At 70.6% G+C, this 23,676-nt stretch carries 24 protein-coding genes; 14 read left to right on the forward strand and 10 right to left on the reverse strand.

The window, feature by feature from the left end:
* The first annotated feature begins 166 nt into the window (after positions 1-166).
* Together AC067U_RS10535 and AC067U_RS10540 are read left to right on the forward strand one after the other, a co-directional pair.
* A complete protein-coding gene (locus AC067U_RS10535) occupies positions 167-1,048 on the forward strand; it encodes a helix-turn-helix domain-containing protein (RefSeq protein WP_478829250.1) in 882 nt (293 codons plus the stop codon).
* Positions 1,045-1,239 carry a DUF397 domain-containing protein gene (locus tag AC067U_RS10540; RefSeq protein ID WP_478829251.1) on the forward strand — a complete coding sequence of 65 codons (195 nt, stop codon included), beginning with the start codon at positions 1,045-1,047 and terminating at the stop codon, positions 1,237-1,239. Before AC067U_RS10535 ends, AC067U_RS10540 begins: the two co-directional genes overlap by 4 nt.
* An 80-nt stretch (positions 1,240-1,319) precedes the next feature.
* On the opposite strand, the gene AC067U_RS10545 is transcribed toward AC067U_RS10540, so the two are convergent.
* A complete protein-coding gene (locus AC067U_RS10545) occupies positions 1,320-2,003 on the reverse strand; it encodes a sporulation protein (protein WP_478829252.1) in 684 nt (227 codons plus the stop codon).
* A gap of 95 nt (positions 2,004-2,098) precedes the next feature.
* On the opposite strand from AC067U_RS10545, the gene AC067U_RS10550 reads away from it, so the two are divergent.
* Entirely contained in the window at positions 2,099-2,560 is a 462-nt protein-coding gene (locus AC067U_RS10550) for a hypothetical protein (RefSeq protein WP_478829253.1), read from the forward strand.
* Positions 2,561-2,585: 25 nt separating this feature from the next.
* Here the strand turns inward: AC067U_RS10550 and AC067U_RS10555 are convergent, their stop codons facing one another.
* Positions 2,586-3,254, reverse strand: a complete 669-nt coding sequence (locus AC067U_RS10555) for a hypothetical protein (protein ID WP_478829254.1) — start codon at positions 3,252-3,254, stop codon at positions 2,586-2,588.
* Between the two features lie 434 nt (positions 3,255-3,688).
* On the opposite strand from AC067U_RS10555, the gene AC067U_RS10560 reads away from it, so the two are divergent.
* Positions 3,689-5,593: a C1 family peptidase gene (locus tag AC067U_RS10560; RefSeq protein ID WP_478829255.1), complete on the forward strand. Its 1,905-nt coding sequence runs from the start codon at positions 3,689-3,691 to the stop codon at positions 5,591-5,593.
* 96 nt (positions 5,594-5,689) lie between these two features.
* Here the strand turns inward: AC067U_RS10560 and AC067U_RS10565 are convergent, their stop codons facing one another.
* Both AC067U_RS10565 and AC067U_RS10570 read right to left on the reverse strand, forming a co-directional pair.
* Positions 5,690-6,661: a D-alanyl-D-alanine carboxypeptidase family protein gene (locus AC067U_RS10565; RefSeq protein WP_478829256.1), complete on the reverse strand. Its 972-nt coding sequence runs from the start codon at positions 6,659-6,661 to the stop codon at positions 5,690-5,692.
* A 149-nt stretch (positions 6,662-6,810) separates the two neighbouring features.
* Positions 6,811-8,145, reverse strand: a complete 1,335-nt coding sequence (locus tag AC067U_RS10570; protein ID WP_478829257.1) for a DUF418 domain-containing protein — start codon at positions 8,143-8,145, stop codon at positions 6,811-6,813.
* 162 nt (positions 8,146-8,307) lie between these two features.
* Here AC067U_RS10570 and AC067U_RS10575 point away from each other — a divergent pair, with 162 nt between their 5' ends.
* Positions 8,308-9,012, forward strand: a complete 705-nt coding sequence (locus AC067U_RS10575; RefSeq protein WP_478829258.1) for a GntR family transcriptional regulator — start codon at positions 8,308-8,310, stop codon at positions 9,010-9,012.
* A gap of 71 nt (positions 9,013-9,083) precedes the next feature.
* Complete coding sequence (locus AC067U_RS10580) at positions 9,084-10,469, forward strand: MFS transporter (protein ID WP_478829259.1); 1,386 nt, start codon at positions 9,084-9,086, stop codon at positions 10,467-10,469.
* A 30-nt stretch (positions 10,470-10,499) separates the two neighbouring features.
* On the opposite strand, the gene AC067U_RS10585 is transcribed toward AC067U_RS10580, so the two are convergent.
* Entirely contained in the window at positions 10,500-11,333 is an 834-nt protein-coding gene (locus tag AC067U_RS10585; protein WP_478829260.1) for a maleylpyruvate isomerase family mycothiol-dependent enzyme, read from the reverse strand.
* A gap of 158 nt (positions 11,334-11,491) precedes the next feature.
* On the opposite strand from AC067U_RS10585, the gene AC067U_RS10590 reads away from it, so the two are divergent.
* Positions 11,492-12,286 (forward strand): carbon-nitrogen family hydrolase, encoded by a 795-nt coding sequence (locus AC067U_RS10590; protein ID WP_478829261.1) that lies wholly within the window; start codon positions 11,492-11,494, stop codon positions 12,284-12,286.
* A gap of 9 nt (positions 12,287-12,295) precedes the next feature.
* Here the strand turns inward: AC067U_RS10590 and AC067U_RS10595 are convergent, their stop codons facing one another.
* The gene (locus AC067U_RS10595; protein WP_478829262.1) at positions 12,296-12,898 is read right to left on the reverse strand and encodes a Uma2 family endonuclease; all 603 of its coding nucleotides are present in this window, start codon (positions 12,896-12,898) and stop codon (positions 12,296-12,298) included.
* 146 nt (positions 12,899-13,044) lie between these two features.
* Here AC067U_RS10595 and AC067U_RS10600 point away from each other — a divergent pair, with 146 nt between their 5' ends.
* The 6 genes from AC067U_RS10600 to AC067U_RS10625 all read left to right on the forward strand — a co-directional run bounded on the left by AC067U_RS10600 (position 13,045) and on the right by AC067U_RS10625 (position 18,237).
* A complete protein-coding gene (locus AC067U_RS10600) occupies positions 13,045-13,215 on the forward strand; it encodes a hypothetical protein (RefSeq protein WP_478829593.1) in 171 nt (56 codons plus the stop codon).
* A 33-nt stretch (positions 13,216-13,248) separates the two neighbouring features.
* The gene (locus tag AC067U_RS10605; protein WP_478829263.1) at positions 13,249-14,814 is read left to right on the forward strand and encodes a recombinase family protein; all 1,566 of its coding nucleotides are present in this window, start codon (positions 13,249-13,251) and stop codon (positions 14,812-14,814) included.
* 207 nt (positions 14,815-15,021) lie between these two features.
* Positions 15,022-15,249: a hypothetical protein gene (locus tag AC067U_RS10610; RefSeq protein WP_360621510.1), complete on the forward strand. Its 228-nt coding sequence runs from the start codon at positions 15,022-15,024 to the stop codon at positions 15,247-15,249.
* Between the two features lie 43 nt (positions 15,250-15,292).
* Positions 15,293-15,736 (forward strand): DUF6879 family protein, encoded by a 444-nt coding sequence (locus tag AC067U_RS10615; protein ID WP_478829578.1) that lies wholly within the window; start codon positions 15,293-15,295, stop codon positions 15,734-15,736.
* 174 nt (positions 15,737-15,910) lie between these two features.
* Positions 15,911-17,725 carry a thioredoxin-like domain-containing protein gene (locus AC067U_RS10620; RefSeq protein ID WP_478829264.1) on the forward strand — a complete coding sequence of 605 codons (1,815 nt, stop codon included), beginning with the start codon at positions 15,911-15,913 and terminating at the stop codon, positions 17,723-17,725.
* Positions 17,722-18,237 (forward strand): GNAT family N-acetyltransferase, encoded by a 516-nt coding sequence (locus AC067U_RS10625; RefSeq protein ID WP_478829265.1) that lies wholly within the window; start codon positions 17,722-17,724, stop codon positions 18,235-18,237. The genes AC067U_RS10620 and AC067U_RS10625 overlap by 4 nt, the downstream gene beginning before the upstream one ends.
* A gap of 40 nt (positions 18,238-18,277) precedes the next feature.
* On the opposite strand, the gene AC067U_RS10630 is transcribed toward AC067U_RS10625, so the two are convergent.
* The 4 genes from AC067U_RS10630 to AC067U_RS10645 form a co-directional block, all read right to left on the reverse strand.
* Entirely contained in the window at positions 18,278-18,862 is a 585-nt protein-coding gene (locus AC067U_RS10630; protein WP_478829266.1) for a DUF6434 domain-containing protein, read from the reverse strand.
* A gap of 2 nt (positions 18,863-18,864) precedes the next feature.
* A complete protein-coding gene (locus AC067U_RS10635) occupies positions 18,865-20,169 on the reverse strand; it encodes a M18 family aminopeptidase (RefSeq protein ID WP_478829267.1) in 1,305 nt (434 codons plus the stop codon).
* 99 nt (positions 20,170-20,268) lie between these two features.
* Positions 20,269-20,997 (reverse strand): hypothetical protein, encoded by a 729-nt coding sequence (locus AC067U_RS10640; RefSeq protein ID WP_478829268.1) that lies wholly within the window; start codon positions 20,995-20,997, stop codon positions 20,269-20,271.
* Between the two features lie 214 nt (positions 20,998-21,211).
* Positions 21,212-23,041, reverse strand: a complete 1,830-nt coding sequence (locus AC067U_RS10645; RefSeq protein ID WP_478829269.1) for an acyl-CoA dehydrogenase — start codon at positions 23,039-23,041, stop codon at positions 21,212-21,214.
* Positions 23,042-23,187: 146 nt separating this feature from the next.
* Between AC067U_RS10645 and AC067U_RS10650 the strand changes: the two genes are divergently transcribed.
* Positions 23,188-23,640: an SseB family protein gene (locus AC067U_RS10650; protein ID WP_478829270.1), complete on the forward strand. Its 453-nt coding sequence runs from the start codon at positions 23,188-23,190 to the stop codon at positions 23,638-23,640.
* Positions 23,641-23,676 lie beyond the last annotated feature (36 nt).

Below are 23,676 nucleotides of genomic sequence, written 5' to 3' on the forward strand. Positions count from 1 at the left end.
GCGGGGGCATGCCGGTGCACTTCCGCCAACTGGTCTGTTTGGGTGGGCGGTTCGTCACCGACGGTAGAGGTGCCTGAGATTTCGGGGCAAGTGCTTCGGGAGAAATTGTCCCCGTGTGGGTGAGCGGGGTGTCGACTCCCCTGGCGAAGAGCGGGAGACTGGCCGGGTGAGGCGAACCGATCAGGGCAACCGGACATCGACCGTGCTCGGCCGCAGGCTGGGTGGTGAACTTCAGAAGCTGCGCCTGGCCGTCGGCAAGACGCAGACACAGGCGGCGCATGCGATCAGTGCCACCACGACCAAGGTTGCCAAGATGGAGAGCGGCTGGGTCCCGATGCGGGATCCGGACATCCGGGTGCTGTGCGAGTTCTACGGCGTGACCGACGCCGCGTCGGTGACGGGTCTCCTCGACCTGGCCCGGTTGGACCGTGAACGTCGGAAGGCCAAGGGTTGGTGGCAACAAGTCCCAAGAATGGGTGGGTTGGCCGAGTACGTGGCCATGGAGGACGTCGCCACGAAGATCCGCACATGGCAGCTTGCGCTTGTCCCTGGGCTCCTTCAGACCGCCGACTACGTCCGGGCCCTGGGTGTCAGCTCCGACTCGTGGACACACCCCGACGAGATCGAGGACCTCGTATCCAGCCGGATGAAGCGGCAGGCGCGGCTATGGGGCGACAGGCCGCTTGAGTTCCACGCCGTGATCTGGGAAGCGGCCCTTCGTCAGGAGATTGGCGGCCGTGACGTCATGCGCAGTCAGCTCGACCACCTCGTGGAGATCACCGAACTGCCCAACGTCCATGTTCAGGTACTGCCGTTCCGAGTCGGCGCCAACCACGGCGTGGCTGGGGCATTCAACATCGTTTCGTTCGCAGAACCCGGGGCACTCGACGTCGGCTATTCGGAGGGCATCGCGTCTACTGTGTGGGTGGAGGGGGCGGAAGGAAACGAGGAGTATGCGCGTTCGTTCGACCGGGTGTCGCGCCTGAGTCTCGCGCCGCGTGACTCCGTGAGTCTGATCGAAGCCATCAGTAAGGGTATGCAGGGATGACCCAGTTTCAGTTCGTGAAGTCGAGCTACAGCAACAACACGATTGACTCGGACTGCGTCGAGGTCGCCACCAACGTCATGGGCACCGTCGCCGTCCGCGACAGCAAGCGGCCGCACGGCCCCGTGGTTCGAGTCGGGCCGGTGGCCTGGCGGGAGGCCCTGGGCGCGATCCGGGACGGGGCCGTCCAGTAGGTGACCGGCAGCGCCGGGAAGCGGCTCTGATCGGCGAGGACCGGTCGGAGGCGCTTCCAGCGTGACTGAGCGCCGTCAGGTCAGCGCTTGTCGTCCTGCAGGGTGCCCACCTCGTCCAGCCAGCGCCGGACGTCCGTGCCGAAGTCCCGTGCGCCCACCTCGTGGTGCGCGGCCACGTCGCGCAGGGCCGGGGGCTTGTCCTTCCAGTACTTGCCCTGCCCGTACCGGCGCAGGAAGATCTCGCTGCCGACCGCGTTGGTGTGGAAGGACAGTTCCAGCTCCTGCGGACGGTCGCCGGCCTGCTGCGGGGTGGTGAGCCGGAAGCCCTGCCACATGTAGAGACGGCTCTCGACGTCGTCGATCGGGGTGTAGTAGACGCGCGCGCCCTGGCAGCCGTAGCCCTCCGCCGCGAAGGCGTCGAGGACCGCCTCGTGCAGCGGAAGCGGTCCGACCCGTACCGGGTCGAAGTCGGTCCCCGCTTTGACGCCGACCGCCTCGACCTCGGTGCGCACACCCATGGACACACCGAGCTGCTCCCCCCGCAGCTCGGTCAGCGGGGTCTCCCAGAGCAACCGGTGCCTGATCGGAACCCGCTGCTCCTCGCCCTTCGCGAGCTTGAACCAGCCGCTCGCGCCGGGGTAGCTGATGAGGTCGCCGTCGTCCTCGTCGTACCCGTCGCCCTTGTGCGCCGGAGAGACGTTGACGGCGAGCCGCAGCTGTATGGACTCGATCTCCAGATCGCGTTCGGGGGCCCGGACCACCACCTCCGGACGGGGAGGAGGCGGTCGACGGCTCCACGCTCGTCACCCTCACCCGGACCGCCCCCGAGGGCGAGGACGAGGAGGGGGACAAGGTGCTGATGCTCTTCAAGCGATCGGCACTTGTCGTCGTTGTGGTGCTCGTCCTCCTTTCCGTGGCCGTCGGCATCTGGGGGAACGTGCCTTCCGCGTTCGGGACCCTGGTGCTCGGCGCCATGGGCGCGGGGGCGACCGCGTTCGGCGCCGGAGGGTTGTATCTGGCCTTCGAGCGCTGGTACCTCCCCCGCTACGGCATCACCGTCGAAGCGAGGAGGATCGTCCTCGACGGCCGGGAGACCTACGCGTACACGGACACCAGCGGAAGGACCCGGCCCGTCTACGCCAAGCCCGGCGGCTCGGCCGTACGGGTCGCCTACAACCCGCGGAGGCCGAACTTCGTGACCGTCCTCGACTCGCCGTCGCGGGCGGTCTGGAGCGTCGGCTTCGGGCTGGTCTTCGCCGCCGGCGGCATCGCCTGCCTCGTGGCCATGGCCGGTGTGGCGCTGCGCGCGATCGGCGGGTAGACCGCCCGCGCGGGCCCCGACGGCGTCACAGGGCAGCGGTGTAACAGCCGGTTGTCCGGGTGGCCTCAGAGCCGTCGGGGATGTCGTTGCGGAACATGAACGTCTTACGCTCCGGAGCCGCTTCGAACACTTTCAGATCCGCGGCGTCGACGAGAAGGCAGAACCTTGCCTCCATGGGATCGCCACCGGACCGGTGCAGCATCAGCGAACCCTCGTAGCGGCCGGCACGAAAATCCCAATCGTTCGCACGGAAGTTGAACGTGGAGAGGCTGGGCTCTTCCTGGCTGACGAGGATCGGGGTGGGATCACTGCTCTTTTCCCAGTGGTCGCCGTTGGTTTCGTGATCGTAGACGTAACGGCCGAAATCGAGCCAGAAGAACCCGGGTCGAGGGGTGGTGGCATCGTTCGGCAGCAGTTTCAGCTGAGCGTCGGTGATGACCTCGACGCTTTCGGTCTTGCGGCGGATCGACAGCGTCGGCTGCAGGAAGAAGTGGACGGCGTTGCCCGGCGCACGCGGCTCGATCCTCACGAGACGCGGAAGCGCAACGTCGACCTTCGGAGTTCCCTGGAGTACGGCGAAGTTGTACAACGAGATGCCCAGGGCGGCCACGCCCGTAAGCGTCGTGATCCACAGATGCACGGCGCCGAACCACTTGGCACGCGAAGCCGGCTCCTCCTGCCCCACGCTGCTCACCGCCGACCCCTGATCCCGGCACTGCACGACAGCGCTGCCGCACCACGTGCTTACCGAGCCGCTGCACCTGCGCGCTGCCGCCACGCCGGACCGCGACATGACGGCACTCCAACGGAGGGTCCTAGCCGGGCTCGTCCGTGTGCCACGGGCGCAGCGCGTTCAGCTTGTCCGTGGGCCAGGCGGGATGCGGTCCGTCGCTCGGGGAACTGCCGATGGGCCGGGATCGTCCCTCAGTGTGACGTGGACCACTGGGTGGCTCGGGGGTCGAGACACAGGGGGATGACGGACACGCCGTGGGGCAGATCCTGGAACTGCTCGGCCCGTAGTCCCGCGGGGGCCGGGGCCCGTCGCGGCCGGTTGACCCCCTTGACGGACGGTTCGGGCGGATGGACGCTCACGGCTCCGCATCCGTAACGGTTCAGGGGGGAGCCGACATGCCGGGGGCAGGGGGACACGAGGATGAAGGGGTGCTGCTCGCCGGGGAGCTGCGGGCCCGGCTCGACAAGCAGGCCGCGCGCTGGTCGGTGATCGAGCGGCTCGGGGAGGACGAGCCCGTGCCGCGTGCCGCGCTCGGGCTCGACCTGTCCGGCAGCCCGCTGACCACCGCCGCGGAGGTGGGCCACGTCGACGTACGGGAGCTGATCGCGCGGCTCCCGGACAGCGGCAACCCGCACCTGCGGCGGCGCCGGGCCGCCTCGTCCCGGCCGGCCGCCGTGGACTGGCGCAACCGCTGGGGCTGGCCCTGGATCACGGCGGTCCGGGACCAGAACCCGTGCAGCGCGAGCTGGGCCTTCGCCGCCGCCGGGCTGGTCGAGTCGATGGCGCGGATCGAGCACGACGTGTGGGCGCCGCGGTCCGAGGGGGACGTCCACGACGGGCTGCGGGCCGCCTGCGGCCGGCTCGGCACGCCGGAGGCCGCCCTCGACTGGATCCGTGACAACGGCGGGATCGCCGACCCCGACTGCCATCCGTACTCCGTACCCCCTCCCGGGCTGCCCGCCGGGCGGCGCGAGGCCTGGCGGGCCGCGAACACCCCCAGCTGGGACCGGTCCGGGCGGACCGTCCGGATCCGCGGCTACGTACGGCTCGGGGACGTGGAACAGCAGAAGGTCTGGCTGGACACGGTGGGGCCGCTGACCGCCTGCTTCGACGTGTACGAGGACTTCTTCGGGCTCGGCGCGGGCGTCTACCACCCGACCACCGACCGGAGGGTGGGCGGCCACTGCGTGCTCGTCGTCGGCTACGACGACGCGGCGGGCTGCTGGCTGTTCAAGAACTCCTGGGGGACCGGCCACCACGTCGGCGGCTACGGACGCATCGGCTACGGCGAGGCCCGCGTCGACCACTGGGCCAAGTGCGGCCTGCACGGGACGAACATCGACCCGTGGAGCAAGCGGCGGCTGCACACCGGGAACGCGTACGAGAGCGGCAACGGTCCCGCCCACCGCAACGTGGAGCTGCTGGCCGCGGGCGGCGACGGCCGGCTGCGGCACTGGTGGCGGGCGGGCGAGGCGCCGTTCCGCTGGCACCGGGCCGGGCGGCCGGCCTTCGGCGGGGACGCGTCCGGGCAGCCCGCCTTCACCGGGACCACGTACAACCGGAACATGGAGTCCCTGCACGTCACCCCGGGCGGGCGGCTCCGGCACTGGTACTACGAGCAGTCCGCTCGGACCTGGCGGGACGGCGGCCTGTTCGGGGCCGAGGGGGACGCGGCTCCCGGGTCCACGCCCGCCTTCATCCAGAGCGACTACGGGCAGCCGGGGAACTTCGAGGTGGTGGTGCGGACCGCCGACGGGCGGCTGCGGCACTGGTGGCGGATCAACGGCTCGCCATGGACCTGGAACGACGGCGGCTGCTTCGCCTCCCGCATCGCCCACTACGGGCCCGCCCTGGTGCAGACCCGGGCCCGCCGCCTGGATCTGGTGGCCACCCGCACGGACGGCCGGATGCAGCGGTGGTGGCGGGACGACGCGGCCGGCTTCGTGTGGCGGCCGGGGGAGATCTTCGGCAGCGGGATCGGCTCCGCGCCCTGCCTGATCGAGTCGCAGTACGACGCCCGGGACGAGGACACGGCCGGGAACTACGAGCTGTGCGTGGTCGGGGCCGGGGGCCGGGTCGAGCACTGGTGGCAAGGGAACGCGCGCGGTTCGGCCTGGCAACGGAGTGCCGTGTTCGGGCGGGACGCGGTGGCCGTGACCGCCATGCTGCAGGGCAGCCTCGGGTTCCGGCTGGAGGTGTTCGTGCTGCGCGCGGACGGGCGGCTGCAGCACTGGTGGCGGGACCCGGACGCGGACGGGCGGGACGGGGAGGGATGGCACGAGGGGGCGGTCATCGCCTGACCGCCCCCTCGTGCCGCCGGGTGACCACCTGGGTGATCGCCCGAGCCATCGGCTACGGGTCCACCCGTGTGATCCCCTGCGTGATCACCTGTGTGATCAGTCCTGGTTCGCGCCCGCCGGCAGCTCGCGGAGCTTGAACTCACCCGAGCGCATACCGGTCTTCACCGGGCCGAGGGTGTAGTCGAGCATCTTCTTGGCGTCGGCGTACCGGGTGTCGATCGTGCTGGCGCCCAGCACCACACCGATGACGGACTTGCCGTCCCGGGTGGCCGAGAAGACCAGGCACGGGCCGGCCGGGGTGGTGGTGCCGGTCTTGATGCCGTTGGCGCCGGGGTAGGCACCGAGCAGGCGGTTGCTGTTGGTCCAGGCGTAGTTGTACGGCTTGCCCGCCGGGTCGATGGCCGTGCCGCTGACGCCGGTGGACTGCACGATTGCCTTGAACGTGCTGTTCTTCATCGCCTCGCGGGCCAGCTTCGCCAGCTCGCGCGGGGTGGTGTAGTTGTTCGCGCTGTTGTTGGGCGAGTTGCCGTCGAACGAGTCGAACTTGGTGTTCACCAGGCCGAGGGCCTTCGCCTTGGTGTTCATCTGGGCGATGAAGTTCTTGGTGCGGTCGGCCCGCGTCGTGCCCTTGCCGAAGGTGTCGGCGAGGGCGTAGGCGGCGTCGCAGCCGGAGGGGGCGAGCGTGGCGTCCAGCAGGTCGCCGACGCGCACCTTGTCGCCGACGCGCAGGTTGGCGCTGCTGTAGGGGTTCTTGACGACGTAGTCCTTGTGCGCCTGCTGGACCGTGACCCGGCGGTTCAGGTCGAGGCCCGGCGTGGTCAGCACGACGTACGCCGTCATGATCTTGGTGGTGCTGGCCATCGGACGCTTGGTGTCCGCGGCCTTGGAGTACTTCGTGGCGCCCGTGGCGCCGTCCAGCATGAACGCGCCCTTGGCGGTGACCGTCGGGGCCGGGGCCGGGGCCGTGGCCGCACCGGCGGCGCTGACCAGCGGCGAGGCGGTCAGCAGCGTGCCCGTGGCAGCGCCCACCAGCAGGGCCCGACGGGTGCGCGAGAAGCCGAATTTCAAGAGGGGTCCCCCGAGTTCGGGTAGGAGGAGCTATCAAGTCCGGGCCCATGGGTAAAGCGGGCCCCGACCTGAGACGCACGAGGGACGCGAATGGATGTACGGGATCAGGACATCTTTTCCGTCGGATGGCCCGACGGATTCGGTGGCCGTCAGGAACCTGCCCGAAGTGCCCGGTGTTGTATGGATTCCAGCGGGCCGCGGGTGAAGTGGCGGAGCCAGAGCCGGGAGCCGGTGATGAGCACCGCGCAGACCGCCGCCCACAGGCCCATCACCCACCAGGGGCCGGCGTCGGGGCCGAAGCGGGCGGCCAGGCCCAGGCCGAGTCCGTAGCAGGCCAGCATGCAGAGGAGGTTCTGCAGGACGTAGCAGGACAGGGCGGTGCGGCCGACCGAGGACAGGGAGGTGGTGAACACGGCCGGCACCCGGACGCGGTCCAGGGCGCAGCCGATCAGGCCGATGTAGCCGAGTGCGACCAGCGGGGCGGCTGCGTAGCGGCCCAGCAGGAAGAAGTCGGGGCCGGCGAGCGCGACGGCCAGGTTCAGCGGCAGGCCGACGCCGAGGCCGACCACGGCGAGCCGGGTGCGGATCCGGCGGCCGGCCGGGCTGTCGGCGAAGGCGCCGGCGCGGTGCAGTCGTACGCCGAGCAGGAAGAGGAACAGCAGCAGTCCGAAGGAGAAGACCGGCTCCATGCGGAGCGCGAGGGCGTTCTCGGCGCGGAAGGCGATCTGCTCGGCCCAGCTGCCGTGGGCGTAGAGCTCGACGGCACGGTCGGAGACGCCCGGAGGGTCGTCCGAGGCGGCGGCCAGGGCGAGGGTGACCAAGCCGATCAGAGCCAGGTGCAGGCCGACCGCGGTCCACAGGGTGATGCGGCGGGCTCGCTCGGAGCGGGCCAGCAGCCGGGCCGCGACCAGGGCGGCTACGGCGTACCCCATCAGCACGTCCCAGGCGAAGACCAGCAGGAAGTGGACGGTGCCCTCGAGGAAGAGGAAGGCGGCGCGCTTCCGGTAGGAGCCGGGCCAGGGCAGGCCCCGGCGGCCGGCCGAGTCGTACTGGATGGCCAGCCCGACCCCGAACAGGACCGTGAGCAGGGCGAGGAACTTGCCGTCGGCGAGGAAGCGGAAGACGAACTCGGCGTCGACCTCGGCCGGCATGTCGAGGCCGCCCTGAAGGACGCCCCACTCCGAGCCGGGTGCGGCGAAGATCCAGACGTTGGTCATCAGGGTGCCGAGGATGGCCGCCCCGCGCAGGACGTCGAGCAGCGGGATGCGGCGGCCGGAGGCGGGCCCGGATGCGGGTCCGGACACGGGGCTGGGCACGGGCCCGGACGCGAGGGGTGCCGTGGTGGCCGAAGCGTTGACCGATGCGTCGACCGAAGCGTCGACCGAAGCGTCGACCGAAGCGTCGACCGAAGCGTCGACCGAAGCGTCGACCGAAGCGTCGACCGATGCGGGGTCCGGCGCGGTGCCGGAAGGGGTGTCAGCCATGTCTCAAGGGTCCCGGCGGGGCGGGCGCCCCTCGTCCTGCGGCCGGACGAAAGCGGCGTACATCATTCGATGCAGCGGGCCGCGCGGGGACTCCTCCCGCCCCGGCGGTCCACATCGCGGACACCGCCCTGCTTGCACCTCTGTTGTATCTATGCTGCGTCCATGTCCTCCGCGTTCCCGGCGTCTCCCGCCTCCGCCGTCGCCGCGGCGCCGCCCACAGCCGCCGCCGCGAAGCAGCCGCCCGCCACCGACCGCGTCTACCGGCACGTCAAGCAGGGCGTGCTCGACCGGCGCTACGAAGGCGGCACCCTGCTCACCGAGGGCGAGCTGGCCGAGGCCGTCGGGGTGTCCCGCACCCCGGTGCGCGAGGCGCTGCTGCGCCTGGAGACCGAGGGACTGATCAAGCTCTACCCGAAGAAGGGCGCCCTGGTGCTCGCCGTGTCCGCGCAGGAGATCGCGGACGTGGTCGAGACCCGGCTGCTGGTGGAGGAGTTCACGGTCCGGCGGGCCGTGCCCGCGCCGCCCGCGCTGCTCGACCGGCTGGCGGAGCTGCTCGCCGAACAGCGGCGGTGCGCGGAGAGCGGCGACCTCGCCGCGATGTCCGTCGCGGACCGCTGCTTCCACGCCGAGATCGTCCGGCACGCCGGGAACCACATCCTGTCCCGCCTCTACGACCAGCTGCGCGACCGCCAGCTGCGGATGGGCGCGGCAGTGCTGCACGCACACCCCGAGCGGATCGCCCGGACCCTGGCCGAACACACGGAGATCCTCGACGCGCTGCGCGCCGGGGACCGGGAGGCCGCGGCGGCCTCGGTGCGCGGGCACATCGGGCGGGTCGAGGCGCTGGTCCGCGGGGCGGAACGGTGAGCGGGTCCTCCGTGGGCGGGTCCTCCGTGGGCGGCCCCTCCATGAGCGGGTCCCCGGTGGGCGGCTCCGCCATGAGCGGGTCCTCAGCGAGCGGTTCCTCCGTGAGCGGCTCCTCCGCGAGCGGCTCCTCCGCGAGCGGGTCGGCGGGCCGTCCGGCGGCTCCTCCCGAGCCGCCCGGCGGGCGCCAGGCCGTGTTCGTCTGGTCCATCGCCGTCGCCGTCTACTTCGTGGCCGTCATCTTCCGCACCAGCCTGGGCGTGGCCGGCCTGGACGCCGCCGACCGCTTCCAGGTCAACGCCTCGGCGCTGGCCACCTTCTCGCTGCTCCAGCTGCTCGTCTACGCCGGCATGCAGATACCCGTCGGGCTGATGGTCGACCGCCTCGGCACCAAGCGGGTCCTCACCCTCGGCGTGGTCCTCTTCACCGCGGGCCAGGTCGGCTTCGCGCTCTCGCCCTCGTACGGGATGGCACTCGCGGCGCGCGCCCTGCTCGGCTGCGGTGACGCGATGACCTTCATCTCCGTGCTCCGGCTCGGCACCCGGTGGTTCCCCGCCCGGCGCGGCCCGCTGATGGCCCAGCTGGCCGGACTGGTCGGCATGGCGGGCAACCTGGTCTCCACGCTGGTCCTGGCACCGGTGCTGCACGGGTTCGGCTGGGTGCCGGCCTTCGCGGGCAGCGCGGTGGCGGGCCTGGTGGTGCTGGTCCCGGTGCTGCTGTTCCTGCGGGACAACCCCGACGGGCAGGGGACGGCTCCCGCGCCGGCCGCCGACGGTCCGACGGGCGGCGGCCGTGCCTTCGTCCGGAACCAGATCGCCGAGTCCTGGCGGGAACCCGGCACCAGGATCGGCCTGTGGGTGCACTTCACCACCCAGTTCCCCGCGATGGTCTTCCTGCTGCTCTGGGGCATGCCGTACCTGGTCGAGGCGCAGGGGCTGTCCCGGTCCGCGGCGGGCGGCCTGCTCACCCTGATCGTCGCCTCGAACATGGCCTGGGGCCTGGTCTACGGCCAGATCGTGGCCCGCCGGGCCGCGTCCCGGATCCCCCTCGCACTGGGCACCGTCGCCACCACCTCCGTGCTGTGGGCCGCGGTGATCCTCCATCCGGGCGGCCGGGCCCCGATGTGGCTGCTCGTGGTGCTGTGCGTGGTGCTGGGCACCTGTGGCCCCGCCTCGATGATCGGCTTCGACTTCGCGCGGCCGGCGAACCCGCCCGAGCGGCAGGGCACCGCGTCCGGCATCACCAACATGGGCGGGTTCATCGCCTCGATGACCACCCTGCTGGCCGTCGGAGTGCTGCTGGACGCCACCGGCCAGGACTACCGGACCGCTCTCTGCTCCGTTTTCGTCCTCCAGGCCTTCGGCGTGACCCGGATCCTGTCGCTGCGCGGCGCGGCCCTGCGACGGGAGCGGGAGCGCGCGCGGCAGCGGGACACCGCCGTTCACGGCGCACCGGCCTGAGCCGGACCGGTCCGGGCCGCACCGGTTTGCCTACGGCGTGACCGCGAAGTTCGCGAGGATGGCCCCGGCCAGGTCCCGGTCGCCCTCCACCTTGACCCGGTCGGAGACCGCGGCCGGGCGGACGCGTCCCGCCGCGAGCCGTACGTAGGTCTCCCAGTCCAGCACCAGTGTCACGGCCGGTCCCAGCGACGGGGTCCCGTCCACCGAGCCGCGGCCGTCCGCGTCGACCCGGACCGTCCGCAGGAACTCCGGCCCCGGCCCGTGCACGTCCACCACCACCGCCGAGTTCGCGGGCGCGCCCGCCCGCTTCGCCACCACCTTCGGCAGCCCGGCCAGCAGGATGTCGCGCGCCACCAGCGCACCCGGCGAGTCCAGGTTCCCCGGCACGCCCAGCGCCGTCCGCAGGTCCTGCTCGTGGATCCACACGTCGAACGCGCGCAGCCGCAGCGCGTGCTCCAGCGTCACCTGGTCGCCCAGCGGCCCCCGCACCATCGTGGCCGGATCGCGCTTTTCGTTCCGCAGCTGCCGGGACCGCCGGATGACCGTGTACTCCAGCTCGGAGGTCATCTCCGGGGCGGTGTGGTGCCGGCGTACGTCGACCTGCACCTCCATGTAGCGGCTGAACTCGTCCACCACGTGCCGCAGGTCCCGCGGCAGGGTGTGGATCGGCCGGGGGTCGCCGAGCATCTCGCACTCGATCCCGATGACGTGCGACACCACGTCCCGCACGGACCAGCCCGGGCACGGCGTGGCCCGGTTCCACTCGCCTTCCGTCAACGGCGTGACCAGTTCGGATATCGCCTCGATGGAGTGAGTCCACGCGTCGGCATAGGGCTGGAGACTGGGATGCGGATGGACGGTCAACGGGACCCCTCGCGTGCTGTTCAGTGGCTCAGTGGCGCGTTGTGGACTGCGGGCGGACGTGTGTCCCAAAGCTACGCTGCCCAGGAGCACCCCGGCAGTGCTTTCGTGTGACGATCGTAGGCCCGAGTTGACGGCTTGAACGCCAGGACGGTGGTACCGTGCGCGCCTCCCTCATCCAAATCGCTGTGGACGATGCCGAGTCGGTGGTTTCTCGCCGCCACCGGGTCGCCGGACTGGTCCGTGAGCAGAGCGACTCCGACCTGGTCGTGCTGCCCGAACTGTGGCCGGTCGGCGCCTTCGCCTACGAACAGTTCGAGACCGAGGCCGAACCACTGGACGGGCCGACGTACGCCGAGCTGGCGGGGGCGGCGCGGGACGCCGGCGTATGGCTGCACGCCGGGTCGATCGTGGAGCGCGCGGGTGACGGCCGGCTCTACAACACCGCGCTGGTGATCTCCCCGGCGGGCGAGCTGGCCGCGACCTACCGCAAGATCCACCGCTTCGGGTTCGACGAGGGCGAGGCCGTGCTGATGTCGGCGGGCGACTCGCTGACCACGGTGGAGCTCCCGGAACAGACCCTGGGCCTGGCCACCTGCTACGACCTGCGCTTCCCGGAGCTCTTCCGCGGCCTGATCGACTCCGGCGCCACCACCCTGGTGGTCTCGGCGGGCTGGCCCGAGCGGCGGCGGGCCCACTGGACCCTGCTGAGCCGGGCCCGCGCGGTCGAGGAGCAGGCGTACGTCCTGGCCTGCGGCACCGCCGGCACCCACGCGGGGGTGCGGCAGGCCGGGCACAGCCTGGTCGTCGACCCGTGGGGGGAGGTCGTGGCGGAGGCCGGCCCGGACGAGCAGGTCCTCACCGTGGACCTCGACCCGCGGAAGGTGGCGGAGACCCGCGAGCAGTTCCCCGCCCTGAAGGACCGCATGCTGGGCATCCGCCCGGCCAGGGGCTGACCGGGCGCGTCACTTCAGCTGCGAGGTGTCGAGCACGAGGTCGAAGGGCTCGGGCAGCCGGACCGGCGTCCCGAACGGGTGCGGCCCGTCCTTGCCCTCGTAACCGAGCTGTCCGGGCTCCGAGAACAGGGTGACCTCACGGCTGATCCGGTCGACGAGCAGATAGAGCGGTGCGCCGTACTCGGCGTACCGCTTGCGCTTGACGATGCGATAGGTGTCGGCGTTCGACTTGGACGTGACCTCCACGACCAGCAGGGTCTGGTCAGGGAGAAGGGCACTTCCGCCACGAGCCAGTTCTTCGGGCACGACGGCGATGTCCGGGACATACCAGTTCGACGAACTGGGAAGGTCCAGGTTGCCCGAACCTTCCACGCATTGGAGCTCATCAACTCTGTTCGCGAGTTGCCTGCGCACCACCTGAGCTGCGAGCTCGTGATCCCAGGTCGGCGTCATGCGGCTGATGACCCCTTCGATGATCTCGGTGCGGTCGTCGCCCGCGAAGTGCTGGATGGCGTATTTCAGGGCGCGCTCGGGGTCGATCCCATCGGTGTAGTCGTCCGTGTTCGGCTCGATTCTGCGGCGGTGATTGCCGGGCTCGGCGGCGGTGGCCATGAGGCAGCTCCTTCCGTCTCGCTCCCACGCTCCCACGCCGGGCGTTCCGGAGTCCTGCGACGACGGAAGCGGTCACCCGTTCGGGGAGCAGCCGGAGACCTGGAGGGGCAGGGGAGACCGGGAGACCGGGATGGCAAGCGTGAAGCATGAACGATGCCGCCCCGGCGCACACCCCCGCGCCCGCGCCCCGCCGACGTGCCCGTGTCCGTGCCCCCGAGCTGATCGGCAAGGGTGGCTGGCTGAACACCGGAGGCAAGGATCTGACCCTCGCTGATCTGCGCGGGAAGATCAGCATTGCTGATTTTTGGATTTCCTGAACCAAAGTGCGCACTCCTCGCTAGCGTGAGGATGTGCACCAACACACCACAGCCGACCTGTACTTGCGCCTGTCCCTGGACCGGGAGGGCAAGACTGGGATCGACCGCCAGGAAGCCGACTGCCGCGCATGGGCGGAGCGCAACGGACTGACCGTCCGCAAGGTCCACATCGACCGTGGACGTTCCGGTTACAAGAACGTCAGCCGCAAGGGGTTCGATGCGGCGATCACAGCAGCCACGGCCGGCGTCGTGGGGGTTCTGATCGTCTGGAAGCTCGACCGCCTGTCCCGCAAGGGCATCGGCGAGGTCGGCAAGGCTCTGGACGACATAGGCCGAGTCGGCGGACGGCTGGTCTCCGTCATGGACGGCCTCGACACGAAGAACGACAGCGCCCGGGTCACCATCGCGATGCTGGCGGAACTGGCGCGCAACGAGTCCCGCAACCTCGGGATGCGCGTCGGCAACGCCAAGCGGTACCTACGCCAGCGGGGCCAGTGGATCGGCGGACAGCCGCCTTACGGGCTGCTGGTGGACCCTGAGGCGAAGAAGCTCGTCCACGACCCCGAGACCGCCGTCTACGCCCGCCTGATCGCCGACGAGGCGCTGTCCGGGAAGGCCCTCGTCCACATCGCCCGGTTGCTGAACGAGCACGGGGTGGAATCCGCCCGTGGAGGCGAGTGGAACCCGTCCAGCATCATGCAACTCCTTCGCTCGCCGGCCTTCGCCGGTCTCATGCCGCAGACCGAGTACGAGGAGCAGCCGGACGGGACACGCAAGTACATGAACCGGGTCTCCTCCTACCGGGACCCGGAGACCCTCGAAACCGTGAGCATCGGCGAGGGGATCATCACGGTCGGGGAGCGTGAGCTCATCCTCCGCCAGCTCGAAGCGCGGACGTTTCCTCTGGCAGGAAAGCGGCACGGCCACAAGCAGGGCAAGTCACTGCTCACCGGCATAGCGTGCTGCGGGCTCTGCGGGGCCCGGATGAGCAAGGCCGGCACGTCGTACCAGTGCTCCAGCCACCGGATGGGACGAGGATGCTCCGGCGTATCGGCTCGGGTGGAGAGCATCGACGACTACGTGACCCGGGCGTTCCTCTCCCGCCTGCCGTCCCTGGAGCCCCAGGATCCGCTGCTTGCCGTGATCGCCGATCGCTGGGTACGGAGGGAGGACCCGGAGGTATTCGCGAAGCGGGACGCGATCGAGGCGGAGATCGCGGACGAGGGAGCCCGTCTGGCGGACCTGGAAGAGGCTAGGTACGTCCGTGGCGAGTTCACCGGCACAGACGCGATCGACCGGTACAACCGGCTCGCCGGACGACTTCGTACCCGGATCGAGGGGCTTCGCGCGGACCTACTGCGGATGCCGACCCCTTCTGTGGACATCTCTCCGCTCCTGGACGCGGGCCTGCTACGTGAAGCTTGGGAAGCCGACGATGCAGCCGGACGGCGTGAACGTCTTGGCCTCGCTATCGATCGCGTGGAAGTCCAGCGCGGGAAGGTGGGTGTCAGGTTCGACGGTAACGAGCGCTGCCGGATCGTCTGGGCGACGAAGGACAGCGCTGGGGCGAAGGCAGCAGGTGACGAAGTGACGGAATGACGATCGAATTCCATTACTTCCTTAAGAGGCCCCCTAGAAGTCCGATGAACACCCTTGAGCCCCGTGTCTGCCGCCTTTGCGAGGGTGGCGGCACGGGGGCATTTCCGTTCCCCGGCCCGTAGAAGTTCGTGCAAGTTGCTGGCACGCCCGGGTGATCCGGAGCAAGCTCGTTCATGTTGATCGCCACCAGAGCGACCGGAGGACACCATGACGTTGCACCGGCTTGGCAAGGATCCGGAGAGCCCCAACAACGGTTCCCCGACCGTCTACTTGGACGACGAGACTGGGAACTACATCCTGCAAGGGTGGCGCGTGACGGACGCGGAACGGCTGGCCCAGCTGGACATCCCCGCCCATGAGACCGTCATCGAGTTCCCGAAGCGCATGATGCAGTTCTTCCCGGAGGTGAACGGTGGCGACGGAGCCGACGTTTGAGGACCTGTTCCGCGCCGCGAGGCACAGCGCGTACCACCTGGAGATGAGGGACGCCTACGCGCTGGATCAGGACTACGCCGAGTGGACTTCGGGCAGCCGATTCGACCCGGCGGAACGTTGGTCCTGGTGGATCGAGCTGGTCTCCGGGTCCGTGGCGCGGGGCGTCGATGTCCGCCGGGCGCGCATCGTCTCCGAGCCGATCTCTCCGTACGTGCGCTACGAGTACGAGCTGACCAGCGGCCACAACATCAAGGCCGGGGAGAGCGTGCGCTGGCTGCCCCGCCGGGAGGCTTCCGGCCTGGCACTGCCCGGCAACGACCTGTGGCTCTTCGATGGCACGTCCGTGCTCTTCAACCACTTCGACGGCAATGGAGAGATGACTGGCGAGGAGCTGGTCACAGACCCTGCCGTAGTGGAACTGTGTGCGTCTGCGTTCACGGCCGTGTGGGCACGGGCTATCCCGCACGAGGACTACCAGCCGGTCTGATCCAGAGCAGTCGAACGTGACGTCATCGTCCAGCGTCCAGCAAGCCCGGGAGGCCCTGGGCAAGCGCCTGGATTCTCGGAGGTAGCCGTGGTGGAGCGGATCCCATAGCTCGGCGGGCCAACGGCGTCGTACAGCCGTGATCCGGTGTTCATGGGCCAATGGCAAGCTTGAAGCATGAACGATGCTGCTCCGGCGCCCACCCCCGCGCCCGAACCCCGCAAGCGTGCCCGTGTCCGTGCCCCTGAGCTGATCGGCAAGGGAGGCTGGATCAACACCGGCGGGAAGGATCTGAAGCTCGCCGACTTCCGAGGTCGCACATTGATCTTGGATTTTTGGACGTTCTGTTGCATCAACTGCCTGCATGTCCTCGACGAACTGCGGGAGTTGGAGGAGAAGCACCGCGACACCGTCGTGATCATCGGCGTGCACTCGCCGAAGTTCGTGCACGAGGCCGAGCACCAGGCCGTCGTCGACGCCGTCGAGCGGTACGAGGTGCACCACCCGGTGCTCGACGATCCCGAGCTCGTGACGTGGAAGCAGTACGCCGTGCGGGCCTGGCCCACGCTCGTCGTGATCGACCCCGAGGGGTACGTGGTCGCGCAGCACGCCGGTGAGGGGCACGCGCACGCCATCGCGCGGCTGGTCGAGGAGCTGGAGGCCGAGCACGAGGCCAAGGGGACGCTGCGGCGCGGCGACGGTCCGTACGTGGCGCCCGAGCCGGAGGCCACGCACCTGCGGTTCCCCGGCAAGGCGCTGCGGCTGGAGAACGGGAACCTGCTGGTCAGCGACTCCACCCGGCACCAGCTCGTGGAGCTGGAGGCCGACGGGGAGACCGTCGTACGGCGGATCGGGGACGGGGCGTTCCGTGAGCCGCAGGGGCTCGCGCTGCTGCCCGGCGGCAAGGTGGTCGTCGCGGACACCGTCCACCACGCGCTGGCCCTGTTCGACCCCGCGACGGGGGCCGTCGAGCGGGTCGCCGGGACCGGGCGGCAGTGGTGGCAGGGATCGCCGACCTCGGGGCCCGCCCTGGAGGTGGACCTGTCCTCGCCGTGGGACGTGGCCTGGTGGCAGGGCAAGGTGTGGATCGCGATGGCGGGCGTGCACCAGCTGTGGACCTACGACCCGGAGGCCGGGACCGTACAGCTCGCGGCCGGGACGACCAACGAGGGCCTGGTCGACGGGCCGGCCGCCGAGGCCTGGTTCGCGCAGCCCTCCGGGCTGGCGGCCGCCGGGGACCGGCTGTGGATCGCCGACTCGGAGACCTCCGCGCTGCGCTGGATCGACACCGACGGGGTCGTGCACACCGCGGTCGGCACCGGCCTGTTCGACTTCGGGCACCGCGATGGGGATGCCGGTCAGGCGCTGCTCCAGCACCCGCTCGGGGTGACCGTGCTGCCGGACGGCTCGGTCGCGGTCTGCGATACGTACAACCACGCGCTGCGGCGCTTCGACCCGGCGACCGGACAGGTCTCCACCCTGGCGACCGACCTCCGGGAGCCCAGCGACGCGGTGCTGGACGGCGACGAGATCGTGGTCGTGGAATCCGCCCGGCACCGGCTGACCCGGCTGCGGCTGCCCGAGGAGGCCGTACGCGTCGAGGCCGTCGCGCACCGCACCCAGCGCGCGGCGACCGAAGTGGCGGGCGGGGCGCTCCGGTTGGACGTGGTGTTCAGCGCCCCGGCCGGGCAGAAGCTCGACGACCGCTACGGGCCCTCGACCCGGCTGCTGGTGTCCTCGACCCCGCCGGAGCTGCTCGCGGAGGGCGCCGGGTCCGGCACCGACCTGTTCCGCGACCTGGTGCTGGCCGACGGGGTCGGGGCGGGCGTGCTGCACGTGTCGGCGATGGCCGCGTCCTGCGACGACGACCCGGAGAACGAGTACCCGGCCTGCCACGTGCACCAGCAGGACTGGGGAGTCCCGGTGACGGTCACCCCCGACGGGACCGCCCGCCTCGCCCTCGTCCTCGCCGGCATGGACGACGAGCGGTGACGCCTGAGCTGCGGACCGAGCGGCTCCTGCTGGAGCCGTACCGGCCCGAGGACGAGGACGCGTTCGTCACGCTCTTCCAGAACCCGCTGGTCTCCCGGTGGATGGGCGAGGGCACGGACACCGAGGAGAACGACCGGGCCCTGTTCGGCCGGATCTTCGGGAAGGTGTACGCGCAGCGGCTGTTCGACGTGTGGGCGGTGCGCCGGGCCGGCGGTGGTCCGCTGATCGGGCACGCCGAGATCAAGCGGACCGACGAGGTCGACGGGTACGAGCTGGTGTACGCGCTGGCGCCGGAGGCGTGGGGGAGCGGGCTGGGCACCGAGCTGGCCCGCGCCCTGCTCGGCTACGGCTTCGACACCCTGGGGCTGTCCGAGGTGTACGCCACGGTGGCCGAGCCCAACCACGGGTCCTTGGTGTTGCTGGACCGGCTCGGGTTCGGCCATGTCCGGGACGTGGAGGAGGAGGACGGCAGCACCACCAGGGTGCTGGTGCTGCCGCGTCCCGGCGGCTGAGCCGCCGGGCTCAGCAGCTCAGCAGCTCGTGATCCGCGGCTCATCGTCTCCGCGGCTGTGAACGGTGGTCGTGCCAGGCCGTGAGGGCCTCGGCGCGGCTGCCGGCCGGGTGCGCGGCGTGCCAGTCCCGCAGGAAGCGGTTCAGTTCGAACTGGGCGCCGATCTCCTGCGGGCGGGCCGCCTCGGTGCGGGTCTCCCGCCAGTGGCGGGCGGCGTCGCCCAGGGTGCGGCCCGCGTTCTCGGCGATGTACGTCCGCATGAACGCGTCGAAGTGGAACGACGGCCCGAGCTCGGCCCGGAACCAGGCGCGCAGCACCTGGCTGCAGCGCTGGCCCTCGGGGATCACGGTGTCGCCGTCGACGGGTGCCGTGAGCTGGGCGGTGCCGCCGGCCGCCCGGCGGCGGGCCGGGGGCGGGGGCAGCGGGCGGCCGTCGAGGGCGGCGGCGAGGCGGTCCGTGAGGGCCGCTTTGCCACCGCCGGCCGGGAGGCCCATCTCACGGGCCAGCCCGGTGAGTTCGGCCAGGGTCCAGTACCACCGGAGCAGTTCCGTCCCGGTCAGCTCCCGGCTCGGTCGCGGCCGGACCTCGGGGGCCGGTGCGGCCGGAGGTGTCCCCGGAACGGACACCGCTAGCCCTCCAGGAAGGCGACGAGGGCGTTCGCCAGGAGGTACGGGTCCTCGGCGCCGCACAGTTCGCGGGCGCTGTGCATGGACAGGATCGCCACGCCGATGTCGACGGTCTGGATGCCGTGCCGGGCCGCGGTGATCGGGCCGATGGTGGTGCCGCAGGGCATGGAGTTGTTGGAGACGAAGGTCTGCCACGGCACGCCGGCCCGCTCGCAGGCCGCGGCGAACACCGCGCGGCCGGTGCCGTCGGTGGCGTAGCGCTGGTTGACGTTGACCTTCAGGATGGGGCCGCCGTTGGCGCGCGGGTGGTGCGTCGGGTCGTGGCGCTCACCGTAGTTGGGGTGCACCGCGTGGCCGGTGTCGGAGGAGAGGCAGACCGTGCCGGCGAAGGCGCGGGCGCGGTCCTCGAAGGAGCCGCCGCGGGCGAAGACGGATCGTTCCAGCACGTTGCCCAGCAGCGGGCCGTCGGCGCCGGTGTCGGACTGCGAGCCGTTCTCCTCGTGGTCGAAGGCCGCCAGCACCGGGATGCAGGGAAGCTTCTCGGCGGTGCCGCCGGCGGCGGCGACCGCGGCCAGCGCGGCCACTCCGGCGTGCACCGACAGCAGGTTGTCCATGCGCGGTCCGGCGAGCAGTTCGTTGTCCCGTCCGAGGTAGGCCGGCGGCTCGACCGAGTGGACCATCAGGTCCCAGCCGGCCACCGAGCCCGCCGCCAGGCCCTCTTCCTCCTCCAGGAAGGAGATCAGGTCGCCCTCGTGCGCGTCGCCCAGCCCCCAGATCGGCTGCATGTGCCGCTGCTTGTCGAGCTTGAGGCCGTCGCTGTTCACCGACCGGTCGAGGTGCACGGCGAGTTGGGGGACGCGCAGCAGCGGCCGGTCGATGTTGACCAGGCGTTCGGTGCCGTCGGCGAGGGTGAGCCGTCCCGCGAGGCCGAGGTCCCGGTCCAGCCAGGTGTTGAGGAGCGTCCCGCCGTAGATCTCGACGGCGATCTGCCGCCAGCCCTGGGAGCCGGTGTCCGGGATGGGCTTGACCCGCAGGTTCGGGGAGTCGGTGTGTGCGCCGACGATCCGGAACGGGGTGTGCGCGGCCGCGCCCTCCGGCACGTACCAGGCGATGATCGCTCCTCCGCGCAGCACGAACCTGCCGCCCGCTCCCGCGTCCCAGGCGTCCGTCTCCGACAGCTGCCTGAATCCCGCCTTCTCCAGCCGCTCGGCGGCGTTGGCCACGGCGTGGTACGGCGAGGGGCTCGCCGCCAGGAAGGTCATCAGATCGTCGGTGTGTCCGCGGTCGAAGCGGGCGGGAGAGCTCATGTGGTTCACCTTAACGACGGTCGTGTGCGTCATGGCCGGACTGCGGCGGATGGCCGAAGAGTTGGGGTTCGGGTGGTGGTGAACGCCGCCCCGGTTCGGTCAGCCCGGCGGTCGCTCGAAACGCCGCAGCAGGCCACGCCGCTCTCCCCGGCGGATGCGGGGGAGCATCTCGGGGGTCTGCGGTGACCGCTGCGCACGTCTTCTGCGCCCGGCGCAGAAGATACAGGCTTCCCCGGGCGGGGCATCGGGGTCGATCGGCGCGCCGGGATGCTCGGAGCAGCCGGAGGCGTTGCGGGGACGGGAGAGTTCACGGGCGACGATGAAGGCGCGGTGCAGATCGTCGGTGATCCGCACGAACTCCTCGTCGGGCGAGGAGATGCCCAGGTGGAAGCGGCGGTCTTCGATCGCCTGGAGGTGACGGCGGAGCACGGCGAGGCTGTACGGGCCCGGCGGCACCGGGTAGCCCAGCCGGCGCTGCTCGGTGGCCGGGGCGGCGCCGCGGACTCCCTGGGAGCGCTGCCCGAGCCGGCGCCGGTCGTTGCAGAGCAGGCAGCGGCCCCACCCCTCGGGGGCCTCCGGGTCGAGGGCGCCGTTGGGGTGCGCGGGGCAGCCCGTGTAGCTCTTGGCGGGGGCCAGCCCGGCGGCTGTCTGGAACGCCGCGTACAGCGCGTCGGCCACGCCGTCGTACTCGCTCGGGTGCGCGCCGTCGTACAGGTCCTGGACCTGGTCGCCGAGGGCGCCCAGGCTCGCCTGGAGCTCCTTGAGGGCGTACGGGCGACCGGTCGGGACGGAGTATCCCCGGCTGTTCTGCTGCTCCTGTGGACTCATACCCACGAGCGTCCCATGGATGACCGACAACCGGGACCGACGGCCGCTGTGACCTGTGGAAAACCCGCCCCCGGCCTGCCCCCGGCCTGCCTCTGACCTGCCTCCGGCCCTGCCTCTGACCTGCGGTCGGGCAGCGGTCGGCGGCCGACGGCTGTGGCCGGACCCCCGGTACGGAGGGGTCCGGCCACAGGCTCGTGCGTACGCCGCCTACCGCCTAGAAGACGGCCTCGTCGAGCTCCATCAGCGAGTTGTCGACGGCCTCGGCGAGCTGACGCGCGACCGCGACGCCCGGCAGGACCTGGGAGGCGAAGAACTTCGCCGCCGCGATCTTGCCCTGGTAGAAGGCCAGGTCCTTGCCGGAGGCGCCGGCCGCCAGCTTCTCGCCGGCCACGGTGGCACCGCGGAGCAGCAGGTAGCCGATCACGACGTCGCCGGAGGCCATCAGCAGGCGGGTGGTGTTCTGGCCGACCTTGTAGATGTTCTTGACGTCCTCGCCGGTGGCGGTGAGGTCGGTGATCATCTGGCCGACGATGGCCTCCAGGTCCACGGCGGCCTTGGCCAGCGCGTCGCGGGCGCCGGCCAGCTCCTCGCCGACCTCGGCGGTGGCGAGGAACTTCTTGATCTCCTCGGAGAGGACGTTCAGGGAGGCGCCCTGGTCGCGGACGATCTTCCGGAAGAAGAAGTCCTGGCCCTGGATGGCGGTGGTGCCCTCGTACAGGGTGTCGATCTTTGAGTCGCGGATGTACTGCTCGATCGGGTACTCCTGCAGGTAGCCGGAGCCGCCGAAGATCTGCAGCGACTCGGCCAGCAGCGCGTAGGAGCGCTCCGAGCCGTAGCCCTTCACGATCGGCAGGAGCAGGTCGTTCAGGCCGATCTCGGCGGAGGCGTCCTCGCCGTTCGCCTCCTTGACGGCGATGGAGTCCTGGACGGCCGCGGTGTAGAGCACCAGGGAGCGCATGCCCTCGGCGTACGCCTTCTGCGTCATCAGCGAGCGGCGGACGTCCGGGTGGTGCGTGATGGTGACCTTGGGCGCGGACTTGTCCATGAAGTTCGCCAGGTCCGGGCCCTGCACGCGCTCCTTGGCGTACTCCAGCGCGTTCAGGTAACCCGTCGAGAGCGTCGCGATGGCCTTCGTGCCGACCATCATGCGGGCGAACTCGATGATCATGAACATCTGGCGGATGCCGTCGTGCTTGTCGCCGATCAGCCAGCCCTTGGCGGGGTGCTGGTCGCCGAAGGTCATCTCGCAGGTGTTGGAGGCCTTGAGGCCCATCTTGTGCTCGACGTTGGTTGCGTAGACGCCGTTGCGCTCGCCCAGCTCGCCGGTCTCCCAGTCGAAGTGGAACTTCGGGACGAGGAAGAGCGACAGGCCCTTGGTGCCCGGGCCGTGGCCCTCGGGGCGGGCGAGGACGTAGTGGAGGATGTTCTCCTCCATGTCGTGCTCACCGGAGGTGATGAAGCGCTTCACGCCCTCGATGTGCCAGGAGCCGTCCTCCTGCTGGACGGCCTTGGTGCGGCCGGCGCCGACGTCCGAGCCGGCGTCCGGCTCGGTGAGGACCATGGTGGAGCCCCAGCGCTTCTCGACGGCTATCTGCGCGACGCGCTTCTGCGCCTCGTTGCCCTCGGCGTGGAGGATGCCGGCGAACGCCGGGCCGGAGGAGTACATCCAGATCGCCGGGTTCGAGCCGAGCAGCAGCTCCGCGTAGGCCCAGATCAGGGAGCGGGGCGAGGTGGTGCCGCCGATCTCCTCCGGCAGGCCCAGGCGCCAGTACTCCGAGTCCATGAAGGCCTCGTAGGACTTCTTGAAGGAGGCCGGGACCGGGGCGGTGTTGGTCTCCGGGTCGAAGACCGGCGGGTTGCGGTCGGCGTCCGCGAAGGACTCGGCCAGCTCGTTCTCGGCGAGGCGGGCGATCTCGGAGAGGATGCTCTTCGCGGTCTCCGCGTCCATCTCCTCGAACGGGCCGGTGCCGTACAGCTTGTCGCGGCCGAGCACCTCGAAGAGGTTGAACTCGATGTCGCGGAGATTCGACTTGTAGTGCCCCATGGCGACGGCTCCGTTAAGCGCTCGGGAGACAGGATCCTCGTACGTACCAATCGGTAACGACATATTGCTACCCACGGGTAATAAGAATCAACCCCTGCTTGTGGACTGTGACCAGCATCGCCAGACGCGGTCGGTAGTCTTTTCCCATGTACGGCTACGACCAGCAGCAGCAGTACGCCGCCCCGCAACAGCAGCAGATGCCGGGCGGGTACGCCGAGCAGCCGCTCTACCCCGAGCCCTCGCCGCCGTCACTGGCCGACGCGGTCCGGGCCTTCACCACGGGCTCGCTGTCCGCCGAGGACTTCCAGCAGATCTTCGCGACCTCCCGGGTCTACTGCCCGCGTGGGGACACCCCGGGGTTCCTGGCGCTGCACAACACCCAGCAGCCGGTGATCCCGATGTTCAGCACGCTCAAGGAGCTGCGCCGGTACGCCGGCAAGGAGTCGAAGTACTTCGTCATCACCGGCGCCGAGGTCATCGACCTGCTGCCGACGGGGTACGGCTTCGTACTGGACATGGAGGGCGACCACCGCATGGTCTTCGACGCGAAGGCCGTGGAGCAGATGGTCGACTACGCCATGCGCCGCATGTACGGCTGAGCCGCAGCCACGCCCGGCCGGCCGACCGGGCGGAGG

This window comes from Streptomyces sp. NPDC043853, from assembly GCF_056436025.1.

Bases quoted from the DNA above. Each gene is read 5' to 3' on its own strand.
- AC067U_RS10540 (WP_478829251.1), top strand. From the start codon at position 1,045: ATGACCCAGTTTCAGTTCGTGAAGTCGAGCTACAGCAACAACACGATT.
- AC067U_RS10550 (WP_478829253.1), top strand. From the start codon at position 2,099: ATGCTCTTCAAGCGATCGGCACTTGTCGTCGTTGTGGTGCTCGTCCTC.
- AC067U_RS10560 (WP_478829255.1), top strand. From the start codon at position 3,689: ATGCCGGGGGCAGGGGGACACGAGGATGAAGGGGTGCTGCTCGCCGGG.
- AC067U_RS10570 (WP_478829257.1), bottom strand. From the start codon at position 8,145: ATGGCTGACACCCCTTCCGGCACCGCGCCGGACCCCGCATCGGTCGAC.
- AC067U_RS10575 (WP_478829258.1), top strand. From the start codon at position 8,308: ATGTCCTCCGCGTTCCCGGCGTCTCCCGCCTCCGCCGTCGCCGCGGCG.
- AC067U_RS10580 (WP_478829259.1), top strand. From the start codon at position 9,084: ATGAGCGGGTCCTCAGCGAGCGGTTCCTCCGTGAGCGGCTCCTCCGCG.
- AC067U_RS10595 (WP_478829262.1), bottom strand. From the start codon at position 12,898: ATGGCCACCGCCGCCGAGCCCGGCAATCACCGCCGCAGAATCGAGCCG.
- AC067U_RS10600 (WP_478829593.1), top strand. From the start codon at position 13,045: ATGAACGATGCCGCCCCGGCGCACACCCCCGCGCCCGCGCCCCGCCGA.
- AC067U_RS10610 (WP_360621510.1), top strand. From the start codon at position 15,022: ATGACGTTGCACCGGCTTGGCAAGGATCCGGAGAGCCCCAACAACGGT.
- AC067U_RS10615 (WP_478829578.1), top strand. From the start codon at position 15,293: ATGAGGGACGCCTACGCGCTGGATCAGGACTACGCCGAGTGGACTTCG.
- AC067U_RS10620 (WP_478829264.1), top strand. From the start codon at position 15,911: ATGAACGATGCTGCTCCGGCGCCCACCCCCGCGCCCGAACCCCGCAAG.
- AC067U_RS10635 (WP_478829267.1), bottom strand. From the start codon at position 20,169: ATGAGCTCTCCCGCCCGCTTCGACCGCGGACACACCGACGATCTGATG.
- AC067U_RS10640 (WP_478829268.1), bottom strand. From the start codon at position 20,997: ATGAGTCCACAGGAGCAGCAGAACAGCCGGGGATACTCCGTCCCGACC.
- AC067U_RS10645 (WP_478829269.1), bottom strand. From the start codon at position 23,041: ATGGGGCACTACAAGTCGAATCTCCGCGACATCGAGTTCAACCTCTTC.
- AC067U_RS10650 (WP_478829270.1), top strand. From the start codon at position 23,188: ATGTACGGCTACGACCAGCAGCAGCAGTACGCCGCCCCGCAACAGCAG.